Genomic DNA, 16,355 nt, shown 5'->3' on the forward strand with positions numbered 1-16,355 from the left:
GGAGCATATGGGTGTTCGTAGTTTTTCTTAGCGGCTTGCCCGCTTAGAAAAACAGAACGGGACCCCATTTCTGCGACTGAGAGGCATCCCCCCCGAACGCCGCCAAACCTCGCGGCCCCACATCCCGTGCACTCACCGGATGGGACGCGCAGTTCCGCGGTTGATAAACTGACCCCATGCGAGTTATACGTTTTGATAAAGGCGACGATACCTACGGTTTTGGTGTGATGGAGGACGACACAGACCGGATTACGGTCTTGGCGGAAAACCCCCTTTACAGCCCCGATAAAATCACCCCCACCGGGCAAATCCTGCAGCTGGCGGACGTGCGCCTGGTCGCCCCGGTGATTCCCGCTTCGAAAGTCGTGTGCGTGGGAAAAAACTACCTGGAGCACATTCGTGAATTCGGCTCGGCGGTGCCTGATGCCCCGATTCTGTTCATCAAACCCAATACCTCGGTCATTGGCCCCGGCGCGCCGATTGTCCTGCCGAAGTGGTCCAACCATGTCGATCATGAAGTCGAACTCGGCGTGGTCATCAAGCACGTCGCGAAGGACATTAACCCCGAAAACTGGAAAGACTACGTGTTCGGCTACACCATCGGTAATGATGTTTCCGCTCGCGATGCCCAGAAAGCCGATAAACAGTGGACGCGCGCCAAAGGGTTTGACACCGCTTGCCCGCTCGGACCATGGATTACCGTGAACCCTGACCTTGACGTGCAAAACCTGCGCATCCGCAGCGAAGTGGACGGCGAGGCGCGACAAGACGACACGACCGCCAACATGATGCACCCGGTGGGCGAACTGGTGACCTACATTTCCCAAGCCATGACCCTGCTGCCCGGTGACGTCATCCTCACCGGCACTCCCGCCGGGGTCGGCCCGCTCACCGAAGGCTGTACTGTGACCTGCGAAATCGAGGGCTTAGGCCAGTTGAGCAACCCGGTGCGCCGCTGATGGAAGCCCTCAATCAGCTGCTGGACGATCTGGAGGATCGCGGCGCGCTCACGGACCCTGTCGAGGTCCTGCTCGCGTTACAGGAATGGGCCGAATCTACCGGCCGCCCGCTGTATCCGCACCAGCAGGAGGCTGCCGAGCGCCTGATTCTGGAGGATAAGCACCTCATCGCGCCCACTCCCACCGGTTCGGGCAAGTCCCTGATTGGGGTGGCCGCGATTTTGTGGTCACTAGCCCGGGGCGGCGTTTCCTATTACACCGCACCGTTGAAGGCGCTGGTCAGCGAGAAGTTCTTTGACCTGGTGGATCTTTTTGGCGCCGCTAACGTCGGTATGGTTACGGGCGACGGTTCGGTCAACGCCGATGCGCCGATTATCTGTGCCACGGCGGAAATCCTTGCGAATCAGGCGCTGCGCTGGGGAGATGACCTCAACGTCGATACCGTGGTGATGGACGAGTTTCACTACTATGCTGACCCCGAGCGTGGCTGGGCGTGGCAGGCTCCCCTGCTGACGCTGACGAAAACTCGGTTTGTGCTGATGAGTGCCACGTTGGGGGATACCTCGTGGTTTGAAAAGAACCTGCGAGAAGTGACCGGACGCGAAGTCGCGGTCCTCGAATCCGCGAAACGCCCCGTGCCGCTGGAAATGTCCTACGCGGCTGAACCACTGGAAAAAATCCTGCAGGGTCTGGCCAATCAGGACCGGCTGCCGGCCTACGTGGTGCATCCCAGCCAACGTGCCGCGGTGGAAGAAGCCGAACGAATCGCCAGCCTGGATTTGCGCCTGGGTCTGGATCCCGACACCGCCGCCCAGCTCAAAGACCAGATAAACACCGTACAGTTCCATTCCTCTTTTGGAAAAACCTTGAAACCATTGCTGCTGAAAGGCATCGGGATTCACCACGCGGGAATGCTGCCCCGCTACCGTAGGCTGGTCGAAAAACTCGCTCAAGCCGGCCTTTTGCGGGTCATTTCCGGAACCGACACCCTCGGGGTCGGCATCAACGTCCCCATCCGTACCGTCGTCATGACCTCCCTGGTGAAGTTCGATGGGAACAAGGAGCGTCACCTGAATTCTCGTGAGTTCCACCAGATTGCCGGGCGAGCGGGTCGCGCCGGGTTTGACACCGTGGGGTACGTGGTGGCACAAGCCCCGGAGTGGGAAATCGACAACGCTATCGCGCTAGCTCGGGCGGACGGGGACGCGAAAAAACTTGAGAAAATCAAGAAAAAGAAAGCTCCGGAAGGCCGCACGTCCTGGACGGAAGGGACGTTCAACCGCCTAACGGAATCGCAACCCGAAGCGATGGTGCCGCGGTGGAAAATCACGCACGCGATGGTGCTGAACACCTTGCAAAGGCCCGGCGACCAGGCCGAAAACCTCAACACTTTGGTGTACCGCAACCACAACGTGCTGCGCAGCGCCGGACCGGCGAAGGATCGCAATCCCTTTGCTGACACCCTGCAACACATCTTGGAATCCCTAGAGGATTCCGGGGTCATTTCCGGCAGGCACCCCGCGCATGGTGACAGCACCGATGCTGGCACCGGGGCGGGCGGGCCGCAGCACGGGAACTGGACTTTGACGGCGGACCTGCCCGAGACGTTCGCCCTGAATCAGGACTTGGCACCGTTTGCCTTGGATTATTTGCAGGCGTTTACGGATCACGCGGGCTCTCCCAGCGCGGATGCGCCCGCTGCCGGGGGCGCGTTCGGGGACACTCTCGATGTTATTTCCGTGGTGGAGTCCGTTTTAGACGATCCCAATGCCATCTTGCGTGCCCAGGAACGCGCCGCCAAAGACCGGGTCTTTGCGGAACTGAAAGCGAGTGGGGCGGATTATGACGAACGGCAAAGTGCCTTGGAGCGGACGACTTACCCTAAGCCTTTGAGCCAGGAGCTGGAAGCCGCCTTTGAGACCTACGTCAAGGCGAACCCGTGGGCGCGCGGATACTTCATTTCCCCGAAATCCGTCATTCGCGAGATGGTGGAAACGGGACAGACTTTCCAGGCTTTTGAAGCCAGCTTGAAAATCGAGTTTTCCGAAGGGGTCTTGCTGCGCTACCTGTCCGATGCGTGGCGCGCGCTGACCCAGATTGTGCCCGAACCGTTGAAAACTGAACGTTTTATCGAAGTGCTGGATTGGCTCAACGACACCATCGACAAAGTTGACTCGTCCCTGTTGGATGAATGGAAATTCCTGGAAAACCCGGAACTGCGCAAAACAGCAAATCTGGATGGCACCACTTCAGCTGGCGGGCAGGACGAAACCGAGCTGGCTTTTGGCGAGCGCCCGGACGGAACTTTTGACTACCGCCTCAACCCCGCCAAACTCGGCACCGAACTGCACCGGGAGCTGTTCCGCTGGCTCGATATGCTGGGCGGAGACGAGTTCGAGCGGCTTACCGCAATGGAAACGAAACTGCGCTCTGACCAGGGCGGAGTGTCCCGACTGCTGGCGGAAATCCCCCCGATTACCGAGGCGGGCTGGGATCGGCAGTTGGGAGCCTACTGGGATGCCCACGACTTCATGGAAACGGTCGGGGAAGCACGCCACCAGCGCAATTTCCACGTCATCACCCAACCCACCGAGGCTGACCTGCCCGCCAGTGCCAACATCACGCCCGACACTATTCCGGAAAATCTCTGGCTGGCAGAGCTGACCATCGTCGACGGAGAGGGCGACCTGGACTTTGGTTTTTACGTGCTGTTGGATCCCGAAGCATCCAACGAGGCGTTTCACCCGATTTGGCTACCCCTGGGGCTGTGGGAACGGCTCTGAACGCGTTGATAGCGCCGCAAGCGCCGAACCTGCCCTAGAAAAGGGCCGGACTCGGGGGGAAACGCAGAACTAGCTCCTAAATTAGCGCTGGTTTTCGTAATCGCTAAGCTGACCGATGCGCCGGGAGTGGCGCTCTTCGCCGGAAAAGTCCGTGGTTAGGAACACTTCCACAAAACGTTCACATTCCTCAACGGAGTGCTGGCGAGCGCCTATGGAAATCACGTTGGCATTGTTATGCAGACGAGCGAGGCTCGCGATTTCTTCGTTCCACACCAACGCCGCGCGAATACCTTTGACCTTGTTAGCGGCGATTTGCTCGCCGTTGCCCGAGCCGCCCAGCACGATTCCCAAAGAACCCGCGTCCTCCATCACGCCCTGGGCACAGGCAATGCAGAAGCCCGGGTAGTCGTCATTAGGGTCATAGGCGGCAGGTCCGTGGTCGACAACTTCATAGCCGCGCTCCCGCAGCCACGTAACCAAGTGCTGTTTTAACTCGAATCCGGCGTGGTCGGTACCGATGTGTACGCGCATAGATTTTCCTCTCGTGTCGAATCTGGCCCGCCTGGGCACAGCCAAGAACATTTATATCCTACCGAGAATCTTTTGGCGTGTCGTAAAACTGTCCAATTCGTCCCCAAACTCCCTAATCGCCAACGATTTCCCACATTTCCAGGTAAAATTCTCTATTGAAGTATGTATGCGCAAAGCCAGACTCTGTCCCAGAGCGGCAAGCTGCGCTGCTGAAGCTGCAGAATGGAAAGGACCGGCACATGAGCGAGGATGCCCCGCAGCTGCTGACCAGTGAAGATATCTTTTCGGCTCAGTTCCCTGCGACAAAGTTCCGCGATGGGTACGACCAGAATCAGATTGACGACTATCTCGATGAGGTTGTGCGGGTGCTTTCCTATTACGAAGCCTTGAATGCTTCGCCCGAAGCCGAGGTGGATTTGGCTTACATCACTGTCCGCGGCCGGGATGTGCGCGAGGTCGACTTTGATTACACCCGAATGCGCGTAGGCTACGACCAAGACGCCGTGGACGACTACTTGGATCAGGTAGCCGCCACTTTGGAGGCATACGAAAAGCTGTACGGCATCCCCCCTTCAGACCAGCGCTACCAGGTATTACAGGTGGACGGGGCAGCGCTGGAAGCCGAGGCCGCCGAACAAGCCGCCGCCTCTGGTGAGCTGCCCAGCGACGGTATGCCAGCTGGCGAGGAAACCGTAACCCCGATTGAACTTTCGCCCGAGGCTCCGGCTGTGGAAAACGCGCCAGATACCGCTGATTCCGCACCGTCTGTTCTTGCCGCGACTGAACCTGCGACAGACGAGGATTCCGGGGTGCGTTCTTCCGTTCTGGGCACTCCCACCGGGTCGATTCCCGCAGTTCAGCCGGTTTCTTTCGAACAAGCGGTGTTCACTGATTACGGGGCTGGCTCGTCTGAAAACGGTGATTTTGGCGGGACGGGTGCCGTCGGCTCCCCCAGTTTTCCTCCGCTCAACTCGCCGGTGTCGGCTGCCCCCGAAACACCGGCAATGGAGGCGGATACGTCCCCGGTCGAGGGCGGTGCCGAGCAGGATTTTGCCAGCGAGGCCCTCACCGGCCCCGAGGCTGTGGCAGAACCGGCTATCGTGTCCAGCGCCGAAACTGCCCCGGCCGACGCTATCCCGGAGGCTGGCGACGAATGGGGCGAAGTTCCGCAATATCCGGAAACTGCCCAGCAGCCGGCAGATACAGACGCGACAGCTGCTCAACCCTATCCTGAAACTGGCTACGACCCTTATCAGTCCTACGGTTATGACGCTTATGGTCAGCCGATGACCACAAACCCCGCGGATTATCAAGACAATGCCGGGCAATATCCGGGTTATCCTCCCCAGACCGAGTACGGCTCGCCCTACGGTATGGCGACCCCGGAGGGCTACGGCTATACGCCGCAGGCTGAGGGAGAAAACCAGGCCTATATCCCGGACGACACCACGATGGTGATACCGGTCACTCCCGCCGCGCCCTTGGGAGCCCCAACTCCGAACGAAACCACGTCAGAGTATGCTCAGGGCTATGACCAGGCAGGATACCCGGGAGGATATGAGGCGCCCCCCGCGGAAACGCCGCCGGATTATGATTCTAGTTTTGATGATGACCAGGAAAAATCCTATGAACTGGAAGAATCCTTGGACGATGATTATCCAGAAGAAATCACCTTGGACGATTCCTCCCCCTTGCCGGCAGATTTGACCGATACGCAGGCTGATTCCGCGGCTTTACAGGCAGATTTTTACGCTCCCGCCACTCCGGAAGAAACCCCGGCGTCCCCCGCTCCCGCGGAGTCTGCCGGTTACTATTCCCCGGAGTCTTTCCCCGAGTCGACAGCCCAGCCCTACGCCGACTTGACGCCACCCCCTTATGCGGCACCGGAATCACCTGCGGCTTCCCCGCTACCGTATGGGATGCCGGGGCAACCCGGTGCTCCCGCTGGTTCCTGGCAGGTACCGAACCCCTATCAGCCAGAGGGCTTGACGCCTAACGGATGGGGCGGCGCCTCGACACCGCTAACCCCTGAGCAGCCCGCCGCACCGGACTTCTCGACCAATGAACCCGTAACCTATCCAGCTCCTGGTACGGAAACGCCGGCAGAACCCGCGATGGAACAGCCGGAGCCGTTCAGCGAGGCTCCAGCCACCCCTGCCCAACCCGCCGAACCTAGCCTTTCGACTTTCCCGAGTCCAAAGCTAGAAACGGCAGAAATGAGCCAGTTAGGGACGTCCCCCACCCCGGTCAACGATTTAGGCGCGACTCCTCCGGATTACGGCATGCCGGGTGAGCCTCCGAAAACCCCGCTGACCGATGTGGTGGCTCCCCCGCTGCCGACCCCCGGAGTGGGGATGGATTTGGGACAAATTCGCGAGAAACTCGAGCATGAACAGGCCACTCCCCAGGCACAACCGGAGCCAAAACTGGCCGACGTGCCGGAGGTGCTGATGACACCTACCCGCAGTAGCGCCACAGTCCCGTCAACCGAAATTCCCGCCGCGAGCGTGCCGAACGAGCCGACCCCGACAGAGACAGCGCCGACAGAAACCGCCACGGAGCATCTTTCGGCGTCACGGCTGGAGGAACTGGCGGCGCAGAATGCTGCGTCGGTGCCTGAGGCGGCGCCGGATATCCCGATGGTCGATACCCAATCTGGGGATAATGAATCCGCGAAAGCTCAGCCGGCCCCGATTTTCCCGGAGGATTCCAACCCTCGGCCCATGCTGCAAGGCGAAGAGCCTTTGGCTGAGGTTGATCCGGACGGACGTTTCATTCCGCACTTCTTGGCTGGTTATCGGTCGAATTTGGATACTTTCACGTCCGTGTACGGCGCCCTTGACGAGGGCGGTCCGCGGGCCAAACCAGCTTCGATTGCGAAACTCGAAGCCCAGCAACGCCGGAAGTCGATTACCACGGGTTACCTGGTGACAGTAGCCACGTCGCGACCCCTCGGGGCGGACGATCAGGTCTTCGTGCGTCTCTCGGATGGGCGCGAAGTCCCGGTGACCTCGGCTTCCTCGGACTTTGAGGGTGTTCATCTGACCATTCCGCGCATCTAGAATTTTGCCAGCCTGATGCCGTATCCCCCGAAACACGATAATCCCTATTACGACGCCGCCGGCGAGAAGCGGCGCCGTGTGCGGCGTGTCTTGGTAACTCTGGTGGTAACCCTGCTGGCCGGGGGTTTGGCGGTGGGGGCAGTGTTCGTGGCGGTCGGCCAGTTATCTCACCAACCTCAGAACTCGCCCAGTCCGGCTCTCACCTCTCAGCGGCCAGGGGATTCTGCCAAGTCAGACGCTAGTTCTCAGAAAAAAACTCCGCGCAGTTCTGCGTCCGGTTCGCCTACGGGGGCGAATCCCAGCAAATCCCCCGTCACCCGGCCCCAGCCAGCTTCGCCACCCCGCGCTTGTGATGGCGTGGAGCTGACGTCCCCCACGGATGGGCAGCTCAGAAGCAAGGATTTGCGAACAACGTTTGAAAAAATCGGCCGAGATACGGGAGCTACCATCTCCGTGTCTTGGTTTGACCCGGACGCTAGAAAGATTGAAACCGCCGGTTCTGGGCAAGCCTGGGGGGCGTGGTCGACCTCAAAAGTTCCGGTTTCTGTGGCGGTTTCTCAAGCCGGGAAGGCGGGAGCCCTGGCCGGCTCGATGTCGGCGGCTTTGCGCCAATCAGATAACGGTGCTGCCGAGACGCTGTGGCATTCCCTGGGCGAAAGCAATGCCGCTCGGGCTCAGGCCGTCACTCAAGTTTTACGTCAGACCGGGGACAACTCGACTACAGTCCCTTCCGCTCGGCTGCGTTCCGGGTTCACGATTTTCGGGCAAACTCCCTGGACCACCGCGTCCCAGGTGGGGTTCATGATGAAACTGCCCTGTTTGGACGGTTCGAGTCCGGTGGTGTCCAATATGGGGCAAGTTAGCAGTGACCAACGCTGGGGAATGGGAAGGCTTCCCGGTGCCACTTTCAAGGGCGGTTGGGGACCGGGGGTAAACGGAGGCTACCTGGTGCGTCAAATGGGCTGGTACCAAGACAGTGAAGGCAAACGGGTACCTCTAGCTATCGCGGCTCAAGCCGGGTCTTTTGACGGCGGCATCAGCGTATTAAACCAGCTTATCGCCGCCCTAGGCTAGATTTTCAGTTCGAAACTGCGTTCAGAGCCCAAGTTTTTTCAGCAGTCCTTTCACGTCACGAGCTGCCCCTTTGTCGGCTGACAGGGCGGTGGCGCCGTAGAGCTTGAGGGCGTCAGAGACTTCGCGGTTGCGGTGTGGCTGCCACGGGTGCGGGCTCGCCTCCATCGCCTGGCGGCGTCGCGCGATTTCGTCATCCGGCACATCCAGGGTCAGTTCCTCGCGATTTACGTCGATGATGATTTTGTCCCCGTTCTCAATCAGGCCAATCAGCCCGCCCGCGGCCGCTTCGGGGGAAATGTGACCGATAGAAATCCCGGAAGTACCGCCGGAAAATCGTCCGTCGGTGATGAGCGCGCAGGTTTTGCCCAAACCCCTGCCTTTCAGGAAAGATGTGGGATAGAGCATCTCTTGCATCCCCGGTCCGCCCGCGGGGCCTTCGTAGCGGATCACGACCACGTCCCCGGCCTGCACGGTCTTGTCGAGGATTTTTTCTACGGCTTCTTCCTGGGACTCCATCACGATAGCGCGGCCTTCGAAGTGGAACAGTTCAGGGTCGATGCCGGCCGCTTTCACGATAGCGCCGTCAGGAGCGAGGTTTCCGCGCAGCACGGTCAGCCCGCCCTTCGCCACGTAGGCGTGGGCCACGTCACGGATACAGCCCGCCGCCGCGTCCGTGTCCAGCGTGTCAAAGCGCGCAGTAGCGGAAAAGGCGTGAATGGTGCGCTGGTTGCCGGGAGCGGCGTGGAACAGGTCGAGAGCCTCTGGGCTTGGCGTGCCGCCGCGCACGTCCCAGTCCGCCAGCCAGGTGGCAAGGTCGGGGTAGCACACGGAGTGCACGTTTCGGTTCAACAGTCCGGCACGGTCGAGTTCGCCCAGCAGCGCCGGCACTCCCCCGGCCCGGTGGACATCCTCCATGTGATAGTCGTTATGGTTGGGGGCAACTTTCGCCAAAGTCGGCACGGTGCGTCCAATCTGGGCGATGTCGTCGAGCGTAAAGTCGAGTTCAGCGGCTTGGGCGGCCGCCAGCAGGTGCAGCACCGTGTTCGAGGAGCCACCCATCGCCATATCTAGGCTCATCGCGTTGGCGAAAGCCTCCCGGGTCGCGATGGCGCGGGGCAACACGGAGTCGTCCTCATCATCGTAGTAACGCTTTGCCAGTGCCACCACCAGCTGGCCGGCGCGTTCAAAGAGTCCGCGCCGCGCCACGTGGGTCGCCAGGGTGGAGCCGTTGCCCGGCAACGCCAAGCCCAGCGCTTCGGTCAGGCAGTTCATCGAGTTCGCGGTAAACATTCCCGAACAAGATCCGCAGGTCGGACAAGAGAGTTCCTCGACTCGCTGCAGTTCCGCGTCGTCGATGTCGTCGTTGGCAGTGGCGTTCATGACGGTTATGAGGTTGCCCCGCCCGCCTTTTGACGGTCCGACAATGTCAGCGGCGGGTATACCTTTGCCGGCCTCCATCGGACCGCCCGAGACAAACACGGTGGGAATGTTGAGTTTCAGCGCGGCGTTGAGCATTCCGGGCGTGATTTTGTCGCAGTTAGAGATGCACACTAGGGCGTCAGCGGTGTGGGCGCGCACCATGTATTCCACCGAGTCGGTGATGATTTCGCGGCTGGGCAGAGAATAGAGCATTCCACCATGACCCATCGCAATCCCGTCGTCGATAGCAATCGTGTTGAATTCGCGGGGCACCCCCCCGGCTTCACGCACCGCGTCGGACACAACCTTCGCGACCTCCCGCAGGTGAATATGACCGGGCACAAACTCAGTAAAGGAGTTCGCAATAGCTACAATCGGCTTGCCAAAATCGTCATCGTTCATGCCGGTGGCGCGCCACAAAGAGCGAGCTCCCGCCATATTCCGCCCGGTGGTAGACGTTGCACTATTGAGTATGCGTGTCATGTTTGTCTCCTTTAAGAGTTTTATTAATACTCAAAAGCTATTGTAATAATCCGCCGCACGTTCGACGAAAACGGGACGACACGGATTTGCTGGTTCGCCGCTGCGAACAGAAAATATACAGATATTAAGTATCGAAATGGTTTTGACTGCCTCGGGCATATCATTAGCGCCGACACCCGCGAGTCCTCGCGTGGGCCGGTGCTTTCGCCTCAGAAACCCAGACGATTCAGCATTTTTGGATTGCGCTGCCATTCTTTGGCGGTGCGCACGTGTAAATCCAAGAAAACATGATGCCCCACTAGGGCTTCAATCTCGGGGCGGGCCTGAGTACCGATTTCTTTGAGCCGGCTGCCCTTGCGCCCGATGACGATGGCTTTTTGACTGTCGCGTTCCACAAACAAGTTGACGTGAATCTTCCAGATTTCCCCGTCACCGGAGCGTCCTGGCTGCTTGATAATCTCTTCCACCTGCACCGCGAGGGAGTGGGGCAGTTCTTGGCTGAGGCTTTCCAGGGCGGCTTCCCGAATCAGCTCGGAAATCATGGCCGTGTCGTCCTCGTCGGTGACCTGGTCGCGCGGGTACAGCGGCGGCGACAGTGGCAGGCGCTGGCCCAGCAGGTCAATCAGCGTTTGCACCTGCGTGCCTTGCCGAGCTGAAATCGGCACGATTTCCGCAAAGTCGTGCAGCTGCGAAACAGCCAAGAGTTGCTCCGCGACCTGTTCGCGGGTGGCCACGTCAGTTTTGGTGACGACCGCAATAGCTGGGAAGTGCGCGGTTTTCACTTGGGTGTCCACAATGCGCCGGTCGCCTGGCCCGATGGGTTGATCGGCAGGAACGCAAAAGACCGCCACGTCGACTTCTGAAAAAGCATCCTCCACCATGTCGTTCAGCCGCTGCCCCAGCAGGGTGCGTGGCCGGTGAATGCCGGGAGTGTCTACCAAAATGAGCTGAAAATCAGGGCGATGCACAATCCCGCGCACGACCCGGCGCGTCGTCTCGGGACGAGCCGAAGTAATGGCAATCTTGCGCCCCACCATCGCGTTGATCAAGGTGGACTTGCCTACATTGGGCCGTCCAATAACAGCGGCGAACCCGGCACGAAAGTCCTCGGGCCAATCGCGGGTGAACAGCCCCGCCGACCCCGCCGCCAAGTCTGGCGACCCGTCGTCGCCCGCGGCATCCAACGCATCCAAATCCGGAAAATTCACGTTATCCATTGTGCAAATCCTACTGTGTTTCGAGTGTTCTGTCCGCGACCGCTAATCTTCATCGAGCATCGGAGGGACCACCCTTACCGAGATGGCGGAAACCTGGCGGCGCCGCCCTTCTGCCTCTACCGCCCGCAGCTCCAGCCCGTCCACCGATGCAAACGCCCCCACCAGCGGCACCACTCCGACAGCTTTCGTCAGCAGGCCGCCCACGGTGTCCACGTCCTCGTCGTCGATCTCGGTGTCCAGCAAATCGTTGAGGTCGACCAGCGGAAACCGCGCCGGGACGATCCAGCTCCCATCGGGCTGCGGCTCAGGTTCCTTCTCGGCGTGGTCATGTTCATCAGAGACTTCCCCGATGACCTCCTCGACCAGATCCTCCAGGGTGACCAGCCCGGCAATGAGGCCGTACTCGTCCACCAGCACCGCCATGTGGTAGCTGTTTTGCTGCATGTCGCGCAAAGTGTCGTCGACCAGGTTTGTTTCCGGAATGAACTTGGCTTCGCGCATGGCCTGCTCCGCGGTCATCTGCCGCGACGCAGGATCCGAGTTGACACGACGTAATACATCTTTTAGGTATAAGATTCCGCGGATGTCATCGGTATCATCGCCGATGACGGGCACGCGGGAGTAGCTGGAACGGACGAATAAAGTCAACGCCTTGTCCAGAGTCTTTTCGGACTCGATTGTGACCATGTCCACGCGCGGCACCATGACTTCGCGCACCAGGGTGCGTCCCATTTCGAAAACGGACCAAATCATCTCTCTGTCGGCGTCCTCGATGGTGTCAGGCTCCCCCATCTGATCGACCATTTCGCGCAGGTCCTCGGCAACCTCATCACGAGCTTCCTGGTCAGTCTGACTGGACGGGCCCCGCGCGGTGCGCAGCAGCAGCCCGAAAGGCTTACCCGCATTCCACGCCGCCACCAGGAACGGCGCCAGATAGCGCACTGTCGTATTCGGATAGCGCCGCCCCAACCGATTCCACGGCAAAGTCAGAACCACCAGCAATAACGCCCCTACAGCGACGACCAGCATCGCCACCAGCCACCAGCTGAGAGGCAGCCGGGACGCCAGCAATGCCCCGCACCCCACTGCCGCGGTCGTCACGAAAGTACGGCAAGCGCGCAAGCTGGCGAGCACCAGTCGGCGATTTTCGGCTAGCTGCGAGATCTTCCGAGCATGTTTCGCACCTTCTTCCGCCAAATCTTCCGCCGAGGCGACACTCAGCCGCGACACGGCGCCCTCCCCCAGGCTCAGCGGAACCGCCAGCCCGAAAGACACTGTCGCGATGAGAGTCAGGACTGCACCGGCCACTTCGGAGAACTGCATCCTAGCCCCTACCGATTCGCCAGGAAGTTCAACAGCAGTTTGCGCTGCAGGGTAAACATGGCTTTTTCTTCTTCTGGCTCGGCGTGATCGAATCCCAGCAGGTGCAACAATCCGTGTACCGTCAGCAGCAGCATTTCTTCAATGGGGGCATGGCCAGCGTCGCGTGCCTGTTCGGCGGCAACGTCCGGGCACAGCACGATATCCCCCAACACCCCGGCTTCGCTCGGCATCCCCTCGCGTCCCGGCGTCATCTCATCCATCGGGAAGCTCAAAACATCGGTGGGACCGGGCAAATCCATCCACTTTACGTGCAGGTCAGTCATGGTTTTAATATCCACAAACATAATGTTGACCTCGGCGGCGGGAGACACATAGAGCTGTTCCAGGCAATAGGACACCAGGTCAACGAACTCGCTCATCTCCAGTTCCCACGCGGTTTCGTTATTGATTTCCACACTCATGGTTATTCCCTTCCATAGCCCTGGGGGCTGCGCGATACGGTTTGGCTTTCGTAGGTGTCATAAGCGTTGATGATTTCCCCAACCAGCGAGTGACGCACCACATCGGCTGCACTCAAATAGCTAAACGCGATGTCGGGCACATCGCTGAGGATTTCGCTGACCTGTTTCAGCCCGGACGGCTGGCGTGACGGCAGGTCTATCTGAGTGATGTCGCCGGTCACGACCATCTTGGAGCCAAAGCCCAGGCGGGTCAGGAACATCTTCATCTGTTCGCTCGTGGTGTTTTGCGCCTCGTCGAGAATGATGAAACTGCCGTTCAAGGTACGTCCGCGCATATACGCCAAGGCGGCGACTTCGATGGTGCCGTCACTCATCATGCGGCTAATGGTGCCGGTATCGAGCATTTCACGCAGAGCGTCATAGAGAGGCCGCAGGTAAGGGTCGATTTTGTCGGTCAAAGTGCCGGGCAGAAACCCCAGGGTTTCCCCCGCCTCGACGGCCGGACGGGTCAGGATGAGTCGGGTCACTTCCCCTTCCAGCAGCGCTTTCACGGCACGAGCCATCGCGAGGTAGGTTTTTCCGGTTCCGGCCGGTCCGATGCCAAAAGTGATGGTGTGAGAGTTGATGTCGTTCACGTACCGGGCTTGGCCCTCCGTTTGGGGACGAATGACTTTTTCACGGCTGACGAACACGGCCCGATACCGGGAGTCAGCAGCCCGGGTGGGCGGCTCCGACAGCGCGCGCGGGCTGGGGGCGCGCCGGTTCATTTGTAAACCATAATCCGGTATATTTTGTTTTTCGATGTGCGGCTTCGTGAACAGGGCCCGCACCGCCCGCGTGGCAGGCTCCAGGTCGGCGTCAGGGCCTTGAATGAAAATCTGGTTCCCAGCCACCCAAAAGTTGAGGGTGGGGAAGTCGTTCTCCCAGTTGTGCAGGTTGGCGTCGTTCACCCCGAGGACTTGAATCATCGGGATTTCGTCAGGAACCTCAACAGCGACTCGTTTCTGAGCCATGGTCACCTACTCTCCACGGGCGTTCCCCGCCAAGAGCCCAGTCGGGATTGAATGACAGCCAGGGCGGCGGGACCAGCGGAGGAACAGCGCAACACAGTCGGTCCCAGCAGCGCTGGACGCGCCCCGGCCTCTACGAAAGCCGCCAGCTCGGGAACCGTGATACCGCCCTCCGGTCCCACAATGACCACGATATCCTCCGGGGTATGCCCCGGCTGCGCCAGGGGAACCAGCATATCCGCCAAGTGTTCCTCGGCGACCTCGTGCAGGACGAAAACTACCGCCCCACCCTTCACCAGCGCCTCTACCTCAGAGAAAACCGTTTTCACGACCGGCCGGGCCCACCGCGCTTCTGACCCGTGCTGTCCCGAGGAAATATCCACGCCGCTTTCCAGATACTCTGACACTTCCGCCAGCCGGGCCTGACGCGACTGTTTCATCGCGGAAACCACCAGGTTGCGCCATTTTTCCCGACCTTTGGCACGCTTGGGCACGGTATCCCAACGTGAAACCGAGCGCGTAGCCCCCCAGGGGATAACCCGCCACACCCCCATTTCAGCCGCGGATTCCAGCGCCTGCATATCGCGTTTTTCTTTGGCTAACGCCTGAATCAAGGTGATGCGCAAGGTCGGTTCCGGGTCCGACACCACGTCCTCAATGAGTCGCAACCGCAACCCCGAGTTACCCGCTGCCATCACTTCCGCTCCGGCGCGCCGACCCAACCCGTCGACCACATCAACAACCTCACCCAACCGCAGCCGCTTGACCGTGGCATGATGAGCCTCCGCACCGACTATGGACACTTCTTCGCCCTCGCGATAGCCGTCCAAACCCGTAAAGTTCGCAGCTAGAGACCCGCCCGTTTCCCCCGCTGTTTCACCGGAAAACCAAAACGCTTGCCGGGTCATTGCCGACCCTTACGGTGCGCCCCGCCAGTATTGCCAGAGGAACTGTCGGTGGGAGCCGGGGACTCCTCGCCACGCAGTCGCGCCAGTTCGCTGAGCAACTCGCGCTGACGGCGATCCAAGCCGGTGGGAACCTCAATATTCAGGTGAACATACAGGTCGCCGCGTCCCTGGCGGTGCAGTCGACCGACCCCTAGGCCCTTCATAATGATGACTGACTCGGGCTGGGATCCGGCTTCGACATTGATTTTCTTAGTTCCGTCGAGGGTTTCCAGGGAAAACTCCATCCCCAGCGCCGCCGCGGTCATGGGAATTCGCAAGGACGTGTGCAGGTCGTCGCCGCGCCGCTGCAGGACTTCGTGGGGCAGCTCGTGAATCTCGACGTACAAGTCACCTGCCGCGCCTCCGGCAGGTCCAGCCTCACCCTCGCCGGACAGGCGAATTCGCGTCCCGTTTTCCACCCCGGTGGGGATCTCTACCTTGATGTTGCGGGTGGCGCGCACCCGGCCTTCCCCGGAGCAATCCGCACAAGGACGTTCGATGATGGTGCCGTGGCCCTTACAGTTCCCGCATGGGGCGGTCGTCATGACCTGGCCCAGGAAAGACCGCGCCATGCGTTGCACGGAACCGGTCCCGCCACAGGTAGAACAGGTTTTCGGGCGGGTCCCCACCGCGCAGCAGCTGCCTTTGCAGGTCTTGCATTTCACGAAGGTGTTAATCTTAATTTCCCGCTCGGTGCCAAACGTGACGTCTTTCAGTTCCACGTCAATCGTGGTCAGGATGTCTTGGCCGCGTCCGCCGCGCGGAGTGGGACCGCTGGTCGATGAGGCGGCATTAAAGAATTCGTTGAGGATGTCGGCAAATCCAAATCCGGCGGCGTTTGCCCCGTTGAATCCGCTGAATCCGCCAGCGCCGAACCCGGAACCACCCAGGTCATATTGCTGGCGCTTATCCGGGTTGCCCAACACGTCGTAGGCGGCACTGACTTCTTTGAATTCTTCCTCGTGTTCGGGGCCAGCCACGTCAGGGTGCAGTTTGCGCGCCAACTTACGGTAGGCGTTCTTAATTTCGTCTTGCGTGGCGTTACGGCTCACACCGAGGGTTTCATAGTAGTCGCTCAAAGTTTTT

The 16,355-nt window shown here is 60.1% G+C and carries 12 protein-coding genes; 4 read left to right on the forward strand and 8 right to left on the reverse strand.

What is annotated here, in order from left to right; genetic code table 11:
• Nucleotides 1-176: 176 nt before the first annotated feature.
• Both RDL66_RS07415 and RDL66_RS07420 read left to right on the forward strand, forming a co-directional pair.
• Complete coding sequence (locus tag RDL66_RS07415; protein ID WP_308536237.1) at nt 177-959, forward strand: fumarylacetoacetate hydrolase family protein; 783 nt, start codon at nt 177-179, stop codon at nt 957-959.
• On the forward strand, nt 959-3,742 hold the full coding sequence (locus tag RDL66_RS07420) for a DUF3516 domain-containing protein (protein WP_308536239.1): 2,784 nt from the start codon (nt 959-961) through the stop codon (nt 3,740-3,742). Before RDL66_RS07415 ends, RDL66_RS07420 begins: the two co-directional genes overlap by 1 nt.
• Before the next feature lie 81 nt (nt 3,743-3,823).
• Here the strand turns inward: RDL66_RS07420 and RDL66_RS07425 are convergent, their stop codons facing one another.
• On the reverse strand, nt 3,824-4,273 hold the full coding sequence (locus RDL66_RS07425; RefSeq protein ID WP_299294525.1) for a ribose-5-phosphate isomerase: 450 nt from the start codon (nt 4,271-4,273) through the stop codon (nt 3,824-3,826).
• 155 nt (nt 4,274-4,428) lie between these two features.
• Here RDL66_RS07425 and RDL66_RS07430 point away from each other — a divergent pair, with 155 nt between their 5' ends.
• Both RDL66_RS07430 and RDL66_RS07435 read left to right on the forward strand, forming a co-directional pair.
• Nucleotides 4,429-7,335, forward strand: a complete 2,907-nt coding sequence (locus RDL66_RS07430) for a DivIVA domain-containing protein (RefSeq protein ID WP_308536241.1) — start codon at nt 4,429-4,431, stop codon at nt 7,333-7,335.
• Nucleotides 7,336-7,350: 15 nt separating this feature from the next.
• Entirely contained in the window at nt 7,351-8,409 is a 1,059-nt protein-coding gene (locus tag RDL66_RS07435) for a hypothetical protein (RefSeq protein ID WP_308536243.1), read from the forward strand.
• Between the two features lie 21 nt (nt 8,410-8,430).
• On the opposite strand, the gene ilvD is transcribed toward RDL66_RS07435, so the two are convergent.
• The 7 genes from ilvD to dnaJ form a co-directional block, all read right to left on the reverse strand.
• Nucleotides 8,431-10,311 carry a dihydroxy-acid dehydratase gene (gene ilvD / locus RDL66_RS07440; protein ID WP_308536244.1) on the reverse strand — a complete coding sequence of 627 codons (1,881 nt, stop codon included), beginning with the start codon at nt 10,309-10,311 and terminating at the stop codon, nt 8,431-8,433.
• A 209-nt stretch (nt 10,312-10,520) separates the two neighbouring features.
• Complete coding sequence (era, locus tag RDL66_RS07445) at nt 10,521-11,528, reverse strand: GTPase Era (protein ID WP_308536246.1); 1,008 nt, start codon at nt 11,526-11,528, stop codon at nt 10,521-10,523.
• Between the two features lie 42 nt (nt 11,529-11,570).
• Nucleotides 11,571-12,851, reverse strand: a complete 1,281-nt coding sequence (locus RDL66_RS07450) for a hemolysin family protein (protein WP_308536248.1) — start codon at nt 12,849-12,851, stop codon at nt 11,571-11,573.
• Nucleotides 12,852-12,859: 8 nt separating this feature from the next.
• Entirely contained in the window at nt 12,860-13,312 is a 453-nt protein-coding gene (gene ybeY, locus RDL66_RS07455) for an rRNA maturation RNase YbeY (RefSeq protein ID WP_299294513.1), read from the reverse strand.
• A gap of 2 nt (nt 13,313-13,314) precedes the next feature.
• On the reverse strand, nt 13,315-14,325 hold the full coding sequence (locus tag RDL66_RS07460; RefSeq protein ID WP_308536250.1) for a PhoH family protein: 1,011 nt from the start codon (nt 14,323-14,325) through the stop codon (nt 13,315-13,317).
• Nucleotides 14,326-14,327: 2 nt separating this feature from the next.
• Nucleotides 14,328-15,230 carry an RsmE family RNA methyltransferase gene (locus RDL66_RS07465; protein WP_308536251.1) on the reverse strand — a complete coding sequence of 301 codons (903 nt, stop codon included), beginning with the start codon at nt 15,228-15,230 and terminating at the stop codon, nt 14,328-14,330.
• Nucleotides 15,227-16,348, reverse strand: a complete 1,122-nt coding sequence (gene dnaJ, locus RDL66_RS07470; RefSeq protein ID WP_299294508.1) for a molecular chaperone DnaJ — start codon at nt 16,346-16,348, stop codon at nt 15,227-15,229. The genes RDL66_RS07465 and dnaJ overlap by 4 nt, the downstream gene beginning before the upstream one ends.
• Between the last annotated feature and the right edge of the window lie 7 nt (nt 16,349-16,355).

It is taken from the genome of uncultured Mobiluncus sp. (assembly GCF_902488535.1).
Lineage (GTDB): Bacteria > Actinomycetota > Actinomycetes > Actinomycetales > Actinomycetaceae > Mobiluncus.

Excerpts from the sequence above, each read along its gene's own strand:
- RDL66_RS07415 (WP_308536237.1), top strand. The coding sequence starts at position 177 with ATGCGAGTTATACGTTTTGATAAAGGCGACGATACCTACGGTTTTGGT.
- RDL66_RS07460 (WP_308536250.1), bottom strand. The coding sequence starts at position 14,325 with ATGGCTCAGAAACGAGTCGCTGTTGAGGTTCCTGACGAAATCCCGATG.
- ilvD (WP_308536244.1), bottom strand. The coding sequence starts at position 10,311 with ATGACACGCATACTCAATAGTGCAACGTCTACCACCGGGCGGAATATG.
- ybeY (WP_299294513.1), bottom strand. The coding sequence starts at position 13,312 with ATGAGTGTGGAAATCAATAACGAAACCGCGTGGGAACTGGAGATGAGC.
- RDL66_RS07450 (WP_308536248.1), bottom strand. The coding sequence starts at position 12,851 with ATGCAGTTCTCCGAAGTGGCCGGTGCAGTCCTGACTCTCATCGCGACA.
- RDL66_RS07420 (WP_308536239.1), top strand. The coding sequence starts at position 959 with ATGGAAGCCCTCAATCAGCTGCTGGACGATCTGGAGGATCGCGGCGCG.
- RDL66_RS07425 (WP_299294525.1), bottom strand. The coding sequence starts at position 4,273 with ATGCGCGTACACATCGGTACCGACCACGCCGGATTCGAGTTAAAACAG.
- RDL66_RS07435 (WP_308536243.1), top strand. The coding sequence starts at position 7,351 with ATGCCGTATCCCCCGAAACACGATAATCCCTATTACGACGCCGCCGGC.
- RDL66_RS07465 (WP_308536251.1), bottom strand. The coding sequence starts at position 15,230 with ATGACCCGGCAAGCGTTTTGGTTTTCCGGTGAAACAGCGGGGGAAACG.
- era (WP_308536246.1), bottom strand. The coding sequence starts at position 11,528 with ATGGATAACGTGAATTTTCCGGATTTGGATGCGTTGGATGCCGCGGGC.